This is a genomic window from Thermococcus sp. (genome assembly GCF_027066465.1).
Lineage (GTDB): Archaea > Methanobacteriota_B > Thermococci > Thermococcales > Thermococcaceae > Thermococcus.
Map to the genome: position 1 here is coordinate 1 of NZ_JAMONU010000030.1, position 16534 is coordinate 16534.

At 53.3% G+C, this 16534-nt stretch carries 16 protein-coding genes and 1 pseudogene; 14 read left to right on the forward strand and 3 right to left on the reverse strand.

Annotated elements, in window-relative coordinates:
* From MVK46_RS01375 to speB, 5 genes are all read left to right on the forward strand, one after another.
* Positions 1–332: saccharopine dehydrogenase C-terminal domain-containing protein (locus MVK46_RS01375; protein WP_297534688.1), on the forward strand; the 332-nt coding region annotated here is incomplete at its 5' end.
* The gene (locus tag MVK46_RS01380; RefSeq protein ID WP_297534690.1) at positions 310–969 is read left to right on the forward strand and encodes a 16S rRNA methyltransferase; all 660 of its coding nucleotides are present in this window, start codon (positions 310–312) and stop codon (positions 967–969) included. The genes MVK46_RS01375 and MVK46_RS01380, both read left to right, overlap by 23 nt.
* Positions 970–1052: 83 nt before the next feature.
* Positions 1053–2432, forward strand: coding sequence for a sodium-dependent transporter (locus tag MVK46_RS01385; RefSeq protein WP_297534692.1), 1380 nt, complete (start codon positions 1053–1055; stop codon positions 2430–2432).
* Between the two features lie 67 nt (positions 2433–2499).
* A complete protein-coding gene (locus MVK46_RS01390; protein ID WP_297534694.1) occupies positions 2500–2910 on the forward strand; it encodes a translation initiation factor IF-5A in 411 nt (136 codons plus the stop codon).
* A gap of 44 nt (positions 2911–2954) precedes the next feature.
* The gene (speB, locus tag MVK46_RS01395) at positions 2955–3830 is read left to right on the forward strand and encodes an agmatinase (RefSeq protein ID WP_297534696.1); all 876 of its coding nucleotides are present in this window, start codon (positions 2955–2957) and stop codon (positions 3828–3830) included.
* Here the strand turns inward: speB and MVK46_RS01400 are convergent.
* The 3 genes from MVK46_RS01400 to MVK46_RS01410 all read right to left on the reverse strand — a co-directional run bounded on the left by MVK46_RS01400 (position 3827) and on the right by MVK46_RS01410 (position 7473).
* Positions 3827–5122, reverse strand: a complete 1296-nt coding sequence (locus tag MVK46_RS01400) for a sodium:proton antiporter (protein WP_297534698.1) — start codon at positions 5120–5122, stop codon at positions 3827–3829. The two genes, speB and MVK46_RS01400, sit on opposite strands and share 4 nt — an antisense overlap.
* Positions 5123–5284: 162 nt before the next feature.
* Positions 5285–6997, reverse strand: a complete 1713-nt coding sequence (locus MVK46_RS01405) for a chloride channel protein (protein ID WP_297534700.1) — start codon at positions 6995–6997, stop codon at positions 5285–5287.
* Positions 6998–7002: 5 nt separating this feature from the next.
* Positions 7003–7473, reverse strand: coding sequence for a hypothetical protein (locus tag MVK46_RS01410; protein WP_297534702.1), 471 nt, complete (start codon positions 7471–7473; stop codon positions 7003–7005).
* A 92-nt stretch (positions 7474–7565) separates the two neighbouring features.
* Here MVK46_RS01410 and MVK46_RS01415 point away from each other — a divergent pair, with 92 nt between their 5' ends.
* From MVK46_RS01415 to MVK46_RS01455, 9 genes and pseudogenes are all read left to right on the forward strand, one after another.
* Complete coding sequence (locus MVK46_RS01415; protein WP_297534704.1) at positions 7566–8831, forward strand: TIGR00375 family protein; 1266 nt, start codon at positions 7566–7568, stop codon at positions 8829–8831.
* Between the two features lie 90 nt (positions 8832–8921).
* Positions 8922–9170, forward strand: coding sequence for an AbrB/MazE/SpoVT family DNA-binding domain-containing protein (locus MVK46_RS01420; RefSeq protein WP_297534706.1), 249 nt, complete (start codon positions 8922–8924; stop codon positions 9168–9170).
* A gap of 41 nt (positions 9171–9211) precedes the next feature.
* Positions 9212–10207: a thiamine-phosphate kinase gene (locus MVK46_RS01425; RefSeq protein WP_297534708.1), complete on the forward strand. Its 996-nt coding sequence runs from the start codon at positions 9212–9214 to the stop codon at positions 10205–10207.
* Positions 10208–10212: 5 nt separating this feature from the next.
* Entirely contained in the window at positions 10213–11436 is a 1224-nt protein-coding gene (locus tag MVK46_RS01430; protein ID WP_297534709.1) for a glycosyltransferase family 4 protein, read from the forward strand.
* Positions 11433–12155 carry a polysaccharide deacetylase family protein gene (locus tag MVK46_RS01435; RefSeq protein ID WP_297534711.1) on the forward strand — a complete coding sequence of 241 codons (723 nt, stop codon included), beginning with the start codon at positions 11433–11435 and terminating at the stop codon, positions 12153–12155. The genes MVK46_RS01430 and MVK46_RS01435 overlap by 4 nt, the downstream gene beginning before the upstream one ends.
* A 24-nt stretch (positions 12156–12179) precedes the next feature.
* Complete coding sequence (gene amrS, locus MVK46_RS01440; RefSeq protein WP_297534712.1) at positions 12180–13229, forward strand: AmmeMemoRadiSam system radical SAM enzyme; 1050 nt, start codon at positions 12180–12182, stop codon at positions 13227–13229.
* A 2-nt stretch (positions 13230–13231) separates the two neighbouring features.
* The gene (locus tag MVK46_RS01445; protein ID WP_297534713.1) at positions 13232–14041 is read left to right on the forward strand and encodes a hypothetical protein; all 810 of its coding nucleotides are present in this window, start codon (positions 13232–13234) and stop codon (positions 14039–14041) included.
* 196 nt (positions 14042–14237) lie between these two features.
* Entirely contained in the window at positions 14238–16097 is a 1860-nt protein-coding gene (locus MVK46_RS01450; RefSeq protein WP_297534714.1) for an S-layer protein, read from the forward strand.
* Positions 16098–16147: 50 nt separating this feature from the next.
* Positions 16148–16534: pseudogene (locus tag MVK46_RS01455) on the forward strand (hypothetical protein); the annotation flags it as partial.

The window sequence follows — 16534 nt, forward strand, 5'->3', positions numbered from 1 at the left end:
ATGTTGACAAGACGCTCGAGGTTATAACCCCGCTGATGACCTATGAGAGCCCCGACTTCTCGATTATGAAAGTTATCGGAAGCGAGCCCGGAAGGACGATAAGCTACACCCTCTACGATGAGGAGAGAGAATTCACCTCGATGGCGCGCGTAACCGGTTACACCGCCTCCGCCGTAGCGAGGCTCGTGGCCGAGGGTAGTTGCATCTTCGGCGTTATTCCGCCCGAGATTCTTGGCATGCGCATAGACACCTTTGAGAGAATCATCGCCGACCTTGAGGAGAGGGGAATAAGGCTGAGGAGGGAGGAGAATGCTTCATCTGGTGATAGCTGATTCCGAGCTTGAGCTCGTGCCAAAATCGATAGTGGAGCATCCAGCCGTTGTGAACTACGCGAGGAGGAGGGGCAAGAAGCCGGAGGAAGTGATACTCGACAGCAGTTACCACCACTCTGCGCTTAGGAAGCTCGAAGACGGTGAGAGGCGCGGGAGGCCTGACATAGTGCACATCTGCCTTCTAAACGCCCTGGAGAGCATAGCCAACAGGGAGGGGAAGCTCCGCGTTTACGTCCACACGAGGAACGATGAGGTGATTTACGTAAAGCCCGAGACGAAGCTTCCGAGGAACTACAACCGCTTTCTCGGTCTCATGGAGAGCCTCTTCAAGAACCGCGTCGTTCCAAAGGATTTAGCTCTACTCCGCATCGAGAAGAAAACGCTGGGTGAGCTCGTGGAAGAAATTGCTCCCGACGGGGTCTTCGTGATGCACGAGGAAGGGGAACTGATGAAGCCGAGGGACTTCGGAAAGGTTCTGGCGGGGCTTGAGAATCCGCTCGTTATCGTAGGTGGCTTTCCCCACGGGGACTTCAGGAGTCGGGTTGAGGGGAGAAGGGTAAGCCTTTACCGCGAGCCGCTAATGGCATGGACGATTGTAAACGAGATAGTGGTCAACTTTGAGTCATTTATAATCTAAGTCAGTGCACAATGTTTTTATATTTTGGCCCCTTTTTGTCTCTTAGTTTTCATTGTGGCTTAACTCTGCCGGAGGGGTGCGCAATGAGAAGGGTTAACGTCCTGATGGCGTTCCTTATCGCGGGTTATATTCTGGGGATATGGAACTTCTTAATTCTGCCGAAGTACTACATGACCTTTGGACTCAAGGGCTTCTTGATTTCACTGATTCCAGTTCTCATAGCAATGTTCCTAATATACAGCGAGGCCGAGAGCACAAGAAGAACCAGGTATCTCATCTACGAGCTTTTCTTTAAGGTCGCCAGAACGCCCGCAATAATGTTTACGCTCCTAATGTTCCTCCTGATACTGCTCGGCGTAACCTCGTACTTCTCGAGCTGGGGGCTTATATACCTGTTCAGCGGCGATACAACGTTTGTTCCACTCTTGGCGGTTCTCACAATCATCATCGCCGTTCTCCTTTTGCTGCTGGCCAAGGGAAGGGTTCTGGAGTTCATATCGGGAATATCTGTGATATTCATAGTGTTCACAATAATCTCAACAATTCTCATCAGGAACCGCTCGCTTTCAGTTCTGACCTCCGAGCAGGCAAAGTATTACATGCACCAGGCCGTTTCGGGGATAACCTCGTTTTCTCAGCCCCTTACGTTCCACGGGGTTATAATGCTCCTAACTTCGGTCATAGTGGCGTTCGGTCTCGGTGCGGGGGTGTACTACGTTATTGGAAGCTTTGCTCCGGAGGGCCTCAACTTCAAGAGGGTTCTCATCGGTGTTTTCATACTGCAGGTTATCCTGAGCTTCGCGGCGGCTTATTCGATGGCGTATTCGCTCGGTCCGGCTTTCCAAGCCTTTGAAAAGAGCGTCCACAGCCCAAGGATTTCACCTGAAGAGAGCTTCAAGCTCTACACCCAGTTCAGCGCGCTCAGAAACTACGCCACCAACAGCACAACACCGCTTCCGCAGTCGGTTAGGGTGTTCTACTTCATTCCGGAGATTCTCAAGGGAAACGTTCCCGGCGCCAGCGCAATAATATTCCTCCTCGTTCTCTCGCTTTACTTCGCGGGGCTGACTACGATAATAGTCCTCCTTGAGATGGGAAATCAGATGCTCTCCGAGGTTATGCAGCTGTCCCGGGAGAAAAGCCTTGCGGTCGTTGCCATCATCGGCATGATTCTTGCCGGCTTAATGGCGATAAGCTCTGCCAGAACAATGTTCTTGGTGGTTCCCTTCAGCGTTGGCCCGCTGGTGGCCCTAGCTGAGGCTTATCCACTCTTTTCCTCAGGTTTGACAACCCGCAGAGGGGCAGTGGCCGTTGTCATGGGTGCACTACTTGCGGTAGGTTTAGGTGCCCTTTACTACGCCTTTGGTAGCGGTTCCGACCCAGTAGTCATGGGGGCGGTAATAGGGCTTGTCCTGTTCTTCCCTCTGGTGGTTAACGGCATGCTTCTGAAAAGCCGCCGCTGAGCTTTTTCAAAAATTTTTTAAACGTCCCCGCCAACAGAGACCAGAACAGTTGCGGGAGGTCTGGAAGATGGGAGACAAAACCAAGGTCCAGGTCAGCAAGCTCAAGCCTGGAAGGTACATAATCATCGACGGTGAACCGTGCAGGATTGTGAACATAACCGTTTCTTCCCCCGGGAAGCACGGCTCCGCCAAAGCAAGGATTGAAGCCGTTGGAATCTTTGATGGCAAGGTCAGGAGCATCGTCAAGCCGACCAGCGCTGAAGTTGATGTCCCAATTATCGACAAGCGCGTTGGCCAGGTCATAGCTATAACCCCTGACACCGTTCAGATTATGGACATGGAGACCTACGAGCTTTACGATGTTCCCTTCGAAGGCGGTGTTGACGAAGAAGTTAGGGACCAGCTCAAGGAAGGCATAACCGTTGAATACTGGGAAACACTCGGCAGGATTCAGATTAAGAAGGTTCGGGGCGAGTGAGCCCCTATTCTCTCTGCTTTTGTTGAAGCGGAGGGGTGTTGAAAATGGACTTTCTTTACACCTATGATGCGGTGAAACTGGAGGTTCCTCTTGTTGACCCTGAGGACGCCCGATTTGTAATCTTGGGAGTTCCCTTTGATGGAACCACGAGCTACCGTCCGGGAGCGAGGTTCGGACCCCTGCTGATTAGACAGGCAACCTTTAACTTGGAAAGCTACGTGCTGGATTACGATGTTGACATCGCGGAAGCTCCGATTGCCGATATAGGAGACGTTTCAATCGTCGCGGGGGACTCCCGTGAGACTTCAAAGAGGATAAAAGAAACCCTGTGTGAGCTTCTTTCGGTCAATCCGGAGGCGATGCCCATTCTGCTTGGGGGAGAGCACTCCCAGACCCTTGGGGCGGTTGAGGCGCTGAAGCCGAAAAGCTACGTTGTCTTTGATGCACACCTTGACCTTCGCGATTCCTACGAGGGAAACCCCTACAGCCACGCCTGCGTGGCTAGGCGCATAGCAGAGCTGGGCGTGAGGGAGGCGATGTTCGGGATAAGGAGCGGAACGAAAGAGGAAGTAGAGTTTGCGAGAAGAAACGGTATCGAATGGGTGCACTCAAGGAATTACACACTCGACACGTTTATTAAGGTCGTTAGGAACCTCCCGGAGCCGGTGTACCTCTCTGTTGACATAGACGTCTTCGACGTTTCCCTCGTCCCGACCACGGGAACCCCTGAAGCCGGTGGGCTGAGGTTCTGGGATGTTGTGGAGGCAATCGAATGGCTTGTCCGGAACAAGAGGATTATCGGCTTTGATATCATGGAAGTTGCGGGCGGGGATGTCGGGACCCCCACGTCGGTAGTTGCCGCGAAGCTGCTGTTTTACTACATCGGAATGCAGTGGGGTAAAAAGAGTGGGGGGCGTTAAGCCCCGGTCTTTTCTGCTTCTCCGCTTTCCAGCAACCTGCTTTTGAGGAATGGCACCCACAGGGTTTCTGTCAGCACTGAGGCCAGTACGGTTATGACGGTAACAGCAAGTATCACCTCTCCCCAGTATGTTGTTAGCACTGCACTGTGGTACTTCTCAGCCAGCGTTAGTGGGAGTGCTGCCAGCGCTGATGGAACGACACCTCTCGGTCCCTCTAAGGATATGAACACGTACTCCTTTTTGCTCCACCACTTCAGTATCGGTAGCGCCGCTATTGGCCTGGCCACGAGCATGATGAAGTACGCCACCAGCAGTCCCTTTACCAAGTTGCTCACGAGTGGCTGAAGGTTCAAGCTTGCGCCGAGGAGGACGAATATGAATATCGTTGCAATGTCGGCGAGAGTTTCGTTGAAGTGAACTTCTCTCTCGATGGCTTTTATCACCTTCCCGAGAACCTTCGGGTCCTCTTTCTTGGCAAAGACGTTTGAGTTACCGAGGATGATTCCCGTGGTCGTTGCGACCAAATAGCCCGAGGCTTGGAGCTTTTCTCCAAGAAGGAATCCTCCAAATGCCAGGAAGAGGGAGAATATCTCTATCTCAGGGAACTCGTACATCCGCGTTTTCTTAATGAACCAGTATCCGAACAGCCCGACTATGACACCCAGGATTATTGACACTATGACCTCATACAGGAAGAATGCAACCGCTGCCCCGTAGACCCCTAGGTGATGGCTGAACGCCGCGAAGAGCCCCCCGCTTGCGCTGACTATGAGCATCGCAACGGCGACATCTGTGAGGACTATGCCCAAGGGGTCGTTGAATATTGACTCCGTGACGATAGTTATCTCTATGTCTTGGGGAACGCGGTACTGCTTGAAGAGGGGTATGAGCGTTGCGGGGTCTGTTGCGCTTATTATTGCGCCGTACAGGAATCCTATCAGGAACGGGGCGTGAAAGACTACTGAAAAGAACCACCCCGCCAGTAACGCGGTTACCAGCAGCCCCAGAGTGTCAAGGGTGGCTATTGTTGGAAAGTTTCTCTTCAGAAGTTTCCAGCTCAGGTTGTGTCCCTCGGTGAAGAGTATCATGACGAGACCAAAGACGCGGACGTAGTTGAAGAGATGGCGCGCTTCGGTTCTGGGAAGCACCATCGTTATGGGTCCAATCAGTATGCCCGCCACTATGAACAGCGGAATGTAGGAGATGTTGTACCTCCTGCTTATGAGGAGCGCTATTATGCCTGACCCGAAAACAGTTATCAGTGCCCTGGCGACCATCTCGATTGACACCATTGGTATCGCCTCCGCTTTTTGCTCGGCCGTTCTGGGTTTTCTCATGGAGTGATTTTAAACCTTTTCCCCGTTAATTTTTCAAAATGGAGCATAGAAACGATAAAAGTTCGGGAAAACAATTACGATTAACGCCCTTTTTGATAGAAAGTTGAACCAATGATTTTACCAGAGGTAAATGGCTTCTATTGCGTGATAATAGGCTCTGTATATGTCCTTCTTTGTTACAACCCCTATTAGTTTTCCTTCATCATCAACAACTGGGAGCAGGTTCTGGTCGTTCAGGAGTATTTTATCAAGGGCATCTTGAGCAGTTTCCTTTGGCGTTACAACCGCAAAGTTTTTTCTCATAAACCTACCCACGGGAAGCTTTTTAATCGCTGTCGATTTTCCAAGTATGTCAGGCACACCTATGATGCCCACCACATGCCCTTCGTCGTCAACAACCGGAAGGAAGTCGTGGCCCGTCGATGCAATAATTTTTTCAACCTCCATTAGAGGCCTCTTTGCGTTAATTTTAACGACTGTCGTGCTCATTATTTCGTGAACCGCTATCGTTTCGAGAATCAGCGGCCTGCCGGTCTTTATCCTTATGCCTTTGCGCTCCAGCTTTATCGTGTATACAGAGGAGCCTTTGAAGAACGCCCTCGCGGTAACGAAAGCAACGACCGACGTCAGTGCGACCGCCGGGGAATAGGCGTAGCTCCCCGACATCTCCGTTATCATTATTATCTGCGTCAGCGGTGCTTGAGTGGCCGCTGCAAAGAAACCGGCCATCCCGGCCAGGGCGTACGCCTCAACGTTTGCGGGGGCGAAGTGCGAAACAACGGTTCCGAAGGCGGAGCCGAGCATGGTTCCTATGAACAGGCTCGGTGCGAAGATTCCGCCGGAGAACCCGGAGCTTATGGCCAGAAGCGTCGCGGTCATTTTCGCAACCGCCAGCATGAGGAGCATCTCAAGCGTGAACTTTCCAAGGATTGCGTCTCTGATGCCGTTGAAGCCTATCCCGAAGACGCCGTCGTGGGGGAAGAACATTCCTATGATGCCTATGCCAACGGCCCCGAGCACAAGGCGAAGCTCAAAGGGATACCTCTTCGAGAGGCCGTCAAAGAAATCGGTTGCCCTGTAGAGGGCCTTGGTGTATGCGTAGCCGACGACGCCGAGAAACATTCCGAGCATGAAGTAAAAGGGAATTCCTCTGACCACGCTTATGTTGGGGTTCAGCACTGGAAATCTTACGGGATGGTGAAGAACCACGAGGGTTATCGCGTTGCCTATTATTGCGGAGATAAATATTGGAACGAGGTTTATCGTTATTGCTCCCATGTAGATGACCTCAAGGGCAAACATTGCCCCCGCGAGCGGCGTGTTGAAGGTTCCGGCTATTCCGGCGGCCAGGCCGCACGTTGTTATCAGCTTCCTGGCCTGGGGTTTTGGAAGCCTCTCAGCCAGTGCAGAATCGAGCGCGGCGCCGATGAACGCGGCCGGACCTTCACGACCGAGAGGACCTCCCGCGCCTATTGAGATTGCGGTTGCCAGGGTTTTGAGAAACGCCAGTTTGGCCCCTATCTTTCCGCTCTTGAATATTATGCCCTCGATGACCTCGGGGACACCGTTGCCCCTGAGTTCGGGGTATCTCTTAACCATCGGGGCTATCAGCATCGCACCGAAAACCGGGAGGAGGATGTAGCCTAGGTTTATACCTGATACACTATATGATATCCTGTTCAAAACAGGGCCGAAGAAAAACCCCGTGAAGGCGTTGATTAAAACCCTAAAGATGAGGGCGCCGAGACCCCCCACTAGGCCGGCCAACGAGGCTATCCCAAGCAGTATTGCCCATCTCCTGACGTATCTCTGAAGGCTCCATTCGTCCATAGCCCTCAACCGAAGAAGGCTCCCATCATGTCCATCTGCTCGTCGCTCATGGACTTCACTTTGAACTCGGGCATCTCGGCCTTGAGCTTTTCGTACTCCTCTCCGGTTATCTCCCTGACCTCGCCGTTCTCAACGAGATAGAATATTCCGTAGTCCGGGTCGCGGTAGGCTACGAGAAAATTCTCGGTCTCAATGTCATCGAAGTTCACGAAGATAACGTTTCCGCCAGTATAGGGCTTCTTGCACTTGAAGGGGAAGCTGGAGGAGTTGAGCATCGCATCGCCCAAAGCCTGATTGGCCTTCTCGCCGTTTATCTCGGTCCAGAAGGGCCTTCCCTCGAAGTCACCCTCGACGACGATGAGGAACCTCTGGCCGTCGAGCTTGACTATGGGGGCTCCGCTCTCCTGCAGTATCTTGAAGAGCTCGCCGATGGTTTCGGCGTTTCTAAGCGAGGCCACGAATCCTTCAACCTTCATCTTGGGTCACCGTTTTCCAAATCCTAAGGCGCAGTTATAAGGGTTTGGGAGAAGATTTTTTTAGAGGCCCGAAAACTTTGGACGGTGGTGAGATGTTAGTAGACGCCGACCTTCACGTTCACTCCCGCTACTCAAAGGCTGTCTCCAAGGCCATGACGATACCCAACCTTGCAGAGAACGCACGCTTTAAGGGCCTCAACGTTGTCGGTACTGGCGACATCCTAAATCCCCACTGGGAGGGGGAGCTCCTCAGATACGCCAAGAAAGTCGATGAAGGGACCTACGAGCTGAGGGGAGTTCGCTTCCTCCTCACAACGGAGGTTGAGGACAACAGAAGGGTTCATCACGTCCTGATTTTCCCGAGCATTGAGACGGTTCGCGAGATGAGGGGAATACTAAGAAAATACTCAAACGACATCGAGACCGAGGGCAGGCCCCACCTGAGCCTTTCAGCGGGAGAGATAGCCGACCTGGCCAACGACTTCGGCGTTCTAATCGGCCCCGCCCACGCCTTCACCCCCTGGACGAGTCTCTACAAGGAGTACGACAGTTTGAAGGAGGCCTACGGAGGGGCTAAAATCCACTTCCTTGAGCTGGGTCTCTCGGCCGACAGCGAGATGGCCGATATGATAAAGGCCCACCACAGATTAACCTACCTCAGCAACAGCGATGCCCATTCACCGATGCCTCACCGCCTTGGGCGGGAGTTCAACCGCTTCGAGGTGGAGGATGCTACCTTTGAGGAAATCCGGAAGGCGATTCTAAGGCGCGGCGGAAGGAGAATCGTCCTGAACGCTGGTTTGGACCCCCGTCTTGGGAAGTACCACCTGACGGCATGCTCCCGCTGTTACGCTCACTACTCCCTCGGCGAGGCGAAGGCCTTCAAATGGAAGTGCCCCAAGTGCGGTGGTCGGATAAAGAAAGGCGTAAAGGACAGAATCCTCGAGCTGGCCGATACGGAGGAGAGGCCGAAGGACAGACCGCCTTACCTTCACTTAGCTCCCCTCGCCGAGATTATCTCAATGGTTATCGGTAAGGGGGTTGAAACCAAAGCCGTCCGGCTGATATGGGAGCGCTTTTTGAGAGACTTTGGGAGCGAGATTAGGGTTCTCGTCGACGTTCCGGTCGGGGAACTTGCCAGGGTTCACGAGGAGGTTGCCAAGGCCGTATGGGCATACCGCAACGGGAAGCTCATCGTTATCCCCGGAGGTGGCGGGAAGTACGGGGAGATAAAGCTTCCCGAGGAGATAAGGAAGGCGAGGGTTGAGGAGCTTGAGAGCGTTGAGGTGGAAATTCCCAGGGACACCGAGAGGCCGAGGCAGAGGAGCATAACGGACTTCCTCAAGGTTGCCAGGTGAGATTGGCAGGATTTGTGAAAGATTGCTAAACGGGATTGGCAAGTTTGCCCGAAAGGGTAATAAGTAAGAAAGTAAGAAATTCCTACGGTGATGGGAGTGGAGGTAGTGAAGGTATCCACCAAGGGGCAGGTCGTCATACCCAAGGAAATCCGCGATGCACTTGGGATACGGAACGGGGATTATCTTGTCGTGATGGAGAAAAACGGCTACATCGTGATGAAGAAGCTGAGCGTTGAGGACGTTTTCAAAGAGGGTGAGGAACTCGCAAAGACCCTTGAAATCACAAGGGAAGACGTCATCAGGGCCGTGAGGGAAGTGAGGTATGAGGGTTCTACTTGACACAACCACTGCTTCAAAATCTTAAAGCCGGGTGAGTTCAAATGAGGGAATCCGAAATCATCGAACTCTTCCTCAGGCACCTCAAACGGCAGGGTGACTTACCCCTCGGGGACGATGCCGGTGCCTTAAAGCTCGGCGATAGATGGCTCGTCGCGACCAACGACATGCTCGTCAGGAAAACCGACGTGCCGGATATAATGACTCCGGAGCAGGTCGGCTTCAAGGCCGTAACGATGAACGTGAGCGATATAGCTTCGATGGGAGCGAGGCCAATAGGTTTTCTCTTCTCGCTCGGAATTCCAGGGGATTTGGATTCGGACTACCTTGAGGGGATTGCGAGGGGAATCGGTGAAGCCCTCGACTTCTATGACCTCCCGGTTCTGAGCGCCGACACCAACGAGGCCGACGACCTCATCATAGACGGTATAGCGCTGGGGTTTGCCGAGAGACTTCTCACGCGCTCCGGAGCCAGGCCGGGCGAGCTGGTCTGCGTTACCGGTGACCTGGGGAGGGCTTTGGCCGGCTACCTTGTCTGGAAGAACGGGCTTGAGGTGAGCGACGCCGTTAGGAAGACCCTCTACGAGAAGTTCCTTGAGCCAAAGGCGAGGGTTGAGGAGGGAGTTGCTCTTTCGAGGGTGGCCGGCTCGGCGATAGACATCAGCGACGGTCTCGCAAAGGAGCTGCACCTTCTCGCGGAGATGAGCGGCGTTGGAATTGAGGTTTATCCTGAGAGGCTTCCCATTGGGAAGGGCGTTGAGGATGTGGCTGGGATTTTGGACCTCGACCCGGTTGAGGTGGCCCTTGCGAGTGGGGAGGAATTCGAGCTGGTCTTTACCATTAGTCCAGAAAACGTTGAGTTCCTTGATTTTGAGTTTTCTGTTATAGGAAGGGTTGTTTCGGAAAGAGAAGTTGTGATGGTGAACAAAAGGGGTAGAACCCCCATCCCAAAACTTGGCTGGGAACATTTTGAGATTGAAGTGCCCGATAACATTTTAAAACCCCTCACGGTAGTAGAGCTTGCCGTCCCCCGTGGGTGAGCTTGATGGAAACGTGGAGAATCGCGCTGGCCTCGGACTGGTTTTACCCCAAGGTGGGTGGAATAGAGGCGCATATGGACGAGCTTGCGAAAAACCTGATGAAAGCCGGGCACGAACCTTACGTGATAACGCACGACTATAGGTATATGATGCCCTACGGTGACGGTTTTCCATACCCCGTTGAGCGATTTCCAGCAACTTTTTACATCAGAAAACATCACATCAGCCTCAGTCCGACCCAGCTGTGGAGGATAAACGAATTCTACAAGAGCGTTGACTTCGACTTGACTCACATCCACAGCATATACTCCCCTCTGGCCCTTGCGGTGGCCAACGTCTCCAGGGGAATAAGAAACGTTCCAGTTGTTGCAACCAACCACTCCTTCTTCGGAGACCCTCCCCTTTCGGGTATCTGTCTAGCCAACCTCCGCTTCTCCCTCAGAAAGGTTGACCACTTCATAGCGGTCAGCACGCCGATAGCGAGGGACACAGAGAAGGTTCTCGGTGACTGGCTTGCTGGGAGGCCGATAACAGTCATCCCCAACGGTATAGACACCAAAGCTTGGCGTCCCCCCGAACCGGAGGAGAGGGAGAGGGCCAGAAAAAAGCTGGGCGTTGAAGATGAAGTCGTTCTCTTCTACGTTGGCCGGATGACGTCCAGAAAGATGGCCCACAGACTGCCCTTTGTCATAAAACGCGCCCTTCAGCTTTCAAACCTTCCGAAGGAGAAAATACTGTTCCTGGCCGTGGGGGAGGGAGAGAAGAGGGCCGAGCTTGAGGAAAACATAAGGAGGGCCGGACTTGAAGACGTGAGCAGGCTCTTCAGCTTCCTTCCCAGAGACGAACTGCCGGAGTTCTACTGGGCCGCCGACGTGGTTCTCATGCCCGGAATACTCGAGGCGTTTCCGGTTGTTGGGCTTGAGGCAATGGCCTCCGGACGGCCCATAGTTGGAAGAAACGAGAGCGGGCTTTCGGATATGGTCATAAAAGGTGTAACGGGCTTTCTCGGAAACAGCGAGGAGGAGCTTGCCCTGTACCTGTCTGAAGTTCTCTCAGATGAAGGTCTGAGGGAGAAGATGGGCTTTGAGGCCAGGAAGGTCGTTGAGAGGAACTTCTCGTGGGACGTTGTCATAAAGAGAATACTGAGGGTGTACAAGGCCACGATGGACACGGCGTCCCAGTTCGATAAGAGGTACGTTCTCTACAAGCTCGTGAGGGGTCTGAGATGAAGGTTGCGATAACCTTTGACGTCGAGCACGACTGTCCCCCCTACCTGACCACAACCCGGGGAATGGAGGAGGGTCTGCCGAAGCTCCTCGATTTGATGGCCGAGAAGGGAATCAAGGCAACGTTCTTCTTTACTGCGGAGATGGCGAGGCGCTTTCCGAACCTTGTGAAACGGGTAATCGACGAGGGCCACGAGCTCGGAAGCCACAACTACAACCATGAGAGGCTCGACAAGCTGAGCTTTGAAGAAGGGAAGAGGGCAATAGAGAAGTCCCTCAAGGTCCTGCGGAAGTTTGGCGATGTCCTTTCGTTCCGCGCGCCAAACTTACAGTTCCCGAACGAGTACTACCGTGTTCTCGAGGAGAATGGAATCCTTGTGGATTCCTCGAAGGCCACCTACAAGGGCTACCGTTCAGGCGTCAGGTTTTTCGGAAACGTCCTCGAGGTTCCGGCTTCGACTACTAGCTCTGTCATAAGGCTCCCCTGGGGGATTCAGAAGCTCATACACTCCCGCCTGAAGGAGCCGAGGGTTTACTTTGCCCACCCCTGGGAGTTCGTGCCTATGCAGAGGGAAAGGATAAGGTTCGACTGCAAGTTCAACACCGGAGACAGGGCAATAGAGCTTCTCGGCAGGCTGATAGACCACTACAAGAGCCAGGGGGCGAGGTTCTACACGATGCGCGAGTTCTATTCCGAATACCAAAAGCTTAAACGTGAGTGAACGGACTTCTTTTAGGTGAGAGTTATGAGGGAGGCCCTTTACTGGGAGCCACTTGAGGGGGGTAAGGTTCGTTGCAGGCTCTGTCCCCTTAACTGCATCATAAACGAGGGCAAGAGGGGTTCATGCAGGATTAGAAAGAACATCGGAGGAAAACTCTACACGCTTAACTACGGCAAGGTTTCGGCCATCGGAGCCGACCCGGTGGAGAAGAAACCGCTCTTCCACTTCTGGCCCGGCTCGTGTGCGCTCTCGATAAGCTCTGTCGGCTGTAACATGCACTGCAAGCACTGCCAGAACTGGGAGATAAGCCAGGCGGATGAAAGCTTTCCATACCTCCACGACATGAGTCCAGAGATGGTCGTTGCCATAGCGAAGCGCTACGGCTGTGAGAGCATAGCCTACACCTACAACGAGCCGGTAATCTGGTACGAGTTCGTCCTCGACACGGCAAAGCTCGCGAAGAGGGAGGGAATCTACAACCTCCTCATCACCAACGGCTACATCAACGAGGAGCCCTTCAGGGAACTCGCGCCCTACATCGACGCGATGAACATCGACATCAAAGCCTTCAGCGACGAGTTCTATATGAAGATAGCCGGAGTTCCGAGCGGTGAGCCGAGCAGGAGGACGGCGGTAATAGCAAAGAAAGAGTTTGGAATCCACGTCGAGTTAACGTATCTCATAATCCCGACGCTCAACGACAAGGAGGAGGAAATACGGGCCTTCGCCCGCTGGGTTGTGGAAAATCTCGGCGACGACACGCCGGTGCACTTCTCGCGCTTCTTCCCGCACTACAAGCTCCTCCACCTTCCTCCGACACCGCTTGAGACGATAGAGATGGCATACCGCGTAGCTAAAGAAGAGGGTCTGAAGTTCGTTTACATCGGCAACGTGCCGGGTCATCCTGGGGAGCACACCTACTGCCCCCGTTGCGGAAAGCCTTTAATAGTCCGCTACGGCTTTGAGATTACCGAGTACAATATCACCGAGAACGGAAGGTGTAAGTACTGCGGTGAGAGGATTCCAATAGTCGGTACCTACAAGAAAAGACGGTATCCTGGTATGTGGTGGTGAAAATGGAAGAGATTGAGGCGATTTTTTATATTGAAGGTCTCTCGAGCGATAAGAAAGCTTTAGAAAACGCTCTGAGGGAGACTGCCGAAAACCTGAAGAATGAAAAAAACCTCAAAGTAACGGAGGTCAACGTTGAGGACGTCATCGAAGAGGGAGAAGAACCCCTCAGGTATTCAGGAGTAATAACGGCCCGCGTTAGGGGTCCCTTCGATGAGCTTGTTAAGGCGGTTCTGAAATACGGGCCCGCCATAGTGGAAGTTGTAAGGCCCGGCAAGTTCGAGATAGACTCTGAGGAGCTTATGAAGATACTCGGTGAGGTCTCCCTGGTGATGGGCAAGCTTATGGACCGCTTTGGAGGTCTCGCCGCGTATCCTGACCTAACCGAGCTTCCGGAGCCTAAAATCGGGTTCTCAAGGGAGAAGATTGAAGAACTCATAACCGATGACAGGTACATCAGGTACCGCTTCGTCATAGAGGTATCCGGAAAGGACGAAGAATCCGTGAGGAGCACAATGGCCAAGGCGTTTACCCTTGAGGGCTGTCTGATAAACAGCTTCGTTCTCCAGGGTGAGCAGTTCGTTGACAAATATAGGGGTTTGCTGGCGGCTGAGCTTCTGTCTCCCTTTGACGTGATGTTCCAGCTGACTGCAAAGTACGCACCGGTTGCGATTTCAATAGTCGAGCCTGAGGTAGTGGACATAACGGCGAACGAGCTTCAGAACGCCCTCACAGACCTTGGGGGATTCGTTAATGAACTTGTTACGAGGCCCGTCAAAAAGATGCTCATGAAAAAAGATGAAAAAAATGAATGAGATATTATCGGCAAAAGGCGAATTGGCTATAGGCATTTAATTAAGCTCCCTTTTATCTTTACGGCAATCACCGAGCTTTTTTCGGCTTGAGAAAGGGTCTGAAAGCGAAAAGTATATATACCCGTTGTCGCCAGTAAGTCATTGACAGCACTTAAAGGGGGCTTTAGTCCCCATAAATTATGGGAGGTGTTGTGAAATGAAGGTGAAGAAGATCGCGGCGCTCGCAGTCGGTGCCGCAATGATTGGCGCTACCATCGGCTTCGCCAGCGCTCAGCCTACCGTTCCGAACATTCCGAAGAGCTTCTTCGTTAACCCGGATGGAACTCCGAACGTTAAAATCGTCGTCGGAAGCCACGCCGCCGCTATGGACGTTGCAAGCGCCGCTGACATAGCCGTTGCCCTTGGAAGTCTGCTCTACACGACCCAAGAGGTTGAGGCTCAGAACGCATACGTTACCGTTAAGGAGGTTATTCCGCCGGCCACCGTTGCCAAGTGGACGATTTACGCTTACAACTACACCACCATTACCGAGGACCACAAGATAACCAACATAACCAGCTGGGCCGAGAGCTACGCCCAGCTTCCGGACAACTACTGGTGGAACGGAGCCGCTTTCACCGCAAACTACACCCAGTGGGAGGACACCTTCAGCATACCCGTCACCCTCACCGCCAAAGACAAGGTTGGCGACTTTAACGTTGACTGGCACATTGACATAAAGAAGGTCGAGCTCAGCTCCATAAACCCGAGCAAGTGGAACATGACCGCCCCGCCGGAGCAGGCCAACATAGTCGTTCCGACCGGCGACCTTAGCATCCTCGTTGACTACGTCCTCTACAACTACAGCGTTACCACCCAGGAGGAAGTCACCTACGGCGAGCCTGAGTGGGGAACCAAGACCGTTGTTGAGAACGTCACCAAGTACTACATCGGCGACAAGGAGGAGGTTAAGGCCAACGGTGGAACCATCGTGAAGCTCGTTAACCCGGGTGTCGGTGCCGGAGATGACTTCACGGTCTTTGGCCAGAGCTACCACGTCCTCAGCGTCGGCAACCAGACCTTCACCGCCGGCCACATACCGAGCCAGAACCCAATCTGGTACGAGATTGGCCAGAGCAAGACCATACCCGGAACCAACTGGGTCATCACCGTCCTTGACATAAGCCTCAACGAGAACAGAGCGCTCGTCGTCGTTAAGAACGCCGAGACCGGCCAGCAGACCACCCAGATAATCCTCGACAAGGGCGTCCCGGTTTACATCTACGAGGAGGGCGGCCAGCTCGTCTACAGCACAACCTACCCAGGCTACGCCGACCTCGTCCTGACCCTTGAGGACACCTTCGTTGGTATCGACAACCACATCATAGCGAGCATCTCAGCCGAGTACGACGTTGAGACCCTCGGACCGGTCTTCCACCCGGCCTGCTGCTGGAATGCCACCGTCAGCACCTACCAGTACGACGGTGATTGGTACATCGCCAACATAACCCTCATCAACGACAAGGAGCTTGAGGGCAACCCGATTGACGTCTTCGGCGCCTACAACCTCATGTACAAGTACGTCCAGAAGGGCTACGACGAGTACTACAACCCTGCTAACGACAGTCTTGTCAAGGCTCCAACCGGAAAGCAGTTCATCGTGGCCTACGCCTACATCTGCCTCAAGGAGAAGGAGGGCCAGGTCATAGAGAAGGAGCTCAAGGTCGGCGACACCCTTCCGGACAGCAGCTACACCGTCGAGGGCATCTACGCCCAGAGCATCGTCCTCAAGCCGGTCACCCAGCCGATAGTCGTCATGGACTACGAGGTCAACGTTCAGGACCCAGGAAGCAACCTCATCCTCGTCGGCGGACCTGTCGCCAACAGCGTCACCAAGTACCTCGTTGACCACAACATCAGCAAGGTCGACTGGTACACCAGCCCAGGTGACATCGAGTACATACCGGACGCCTTTGGCAAGTACGGTGCCGTCATCGTCGCCGGTAAGGACAGGAACGCCACCAGGGTTGCTGCCGTTGCCCTCATGAAGTACCTCGCCGAGCTTGCGAAGGAGTGAATCTCCTTCCCTTTCTTTTGAATTAATCCTTTTCTTGGGAGGTTTTTGGAGTGAACAGGAAACTAATAGCCCTCATTGTAGTCATTATCCTAATCGCGGCCCCTATCGGCTACGTGGTCTACGCATACCAGGGATTTGAGAAGGTTCTCAACCCCGGAACCCCCAAGGGTGTTTCTCACTATGTCGTTATATACTCCAACGGTGAATTCTACGTCCTCAGCGCGAGCAAGTACTCTCAGTTTATCTCAAATGGCGGAAAGCTTCCCCCGGGTTCAAAAGCGTACAACGTGACCCTCAAGAGTTACATAACCGGAAGCCCCGAGGTTGACCTGAACATAACCCTCAGGAGCTTCTACGACCGCTTTACTATCGTTATAGGCTCCCCCTCTGTTCAAGAGTGCAAAACGAACCCCACGGCGTACCTTGGCAACTGCGAC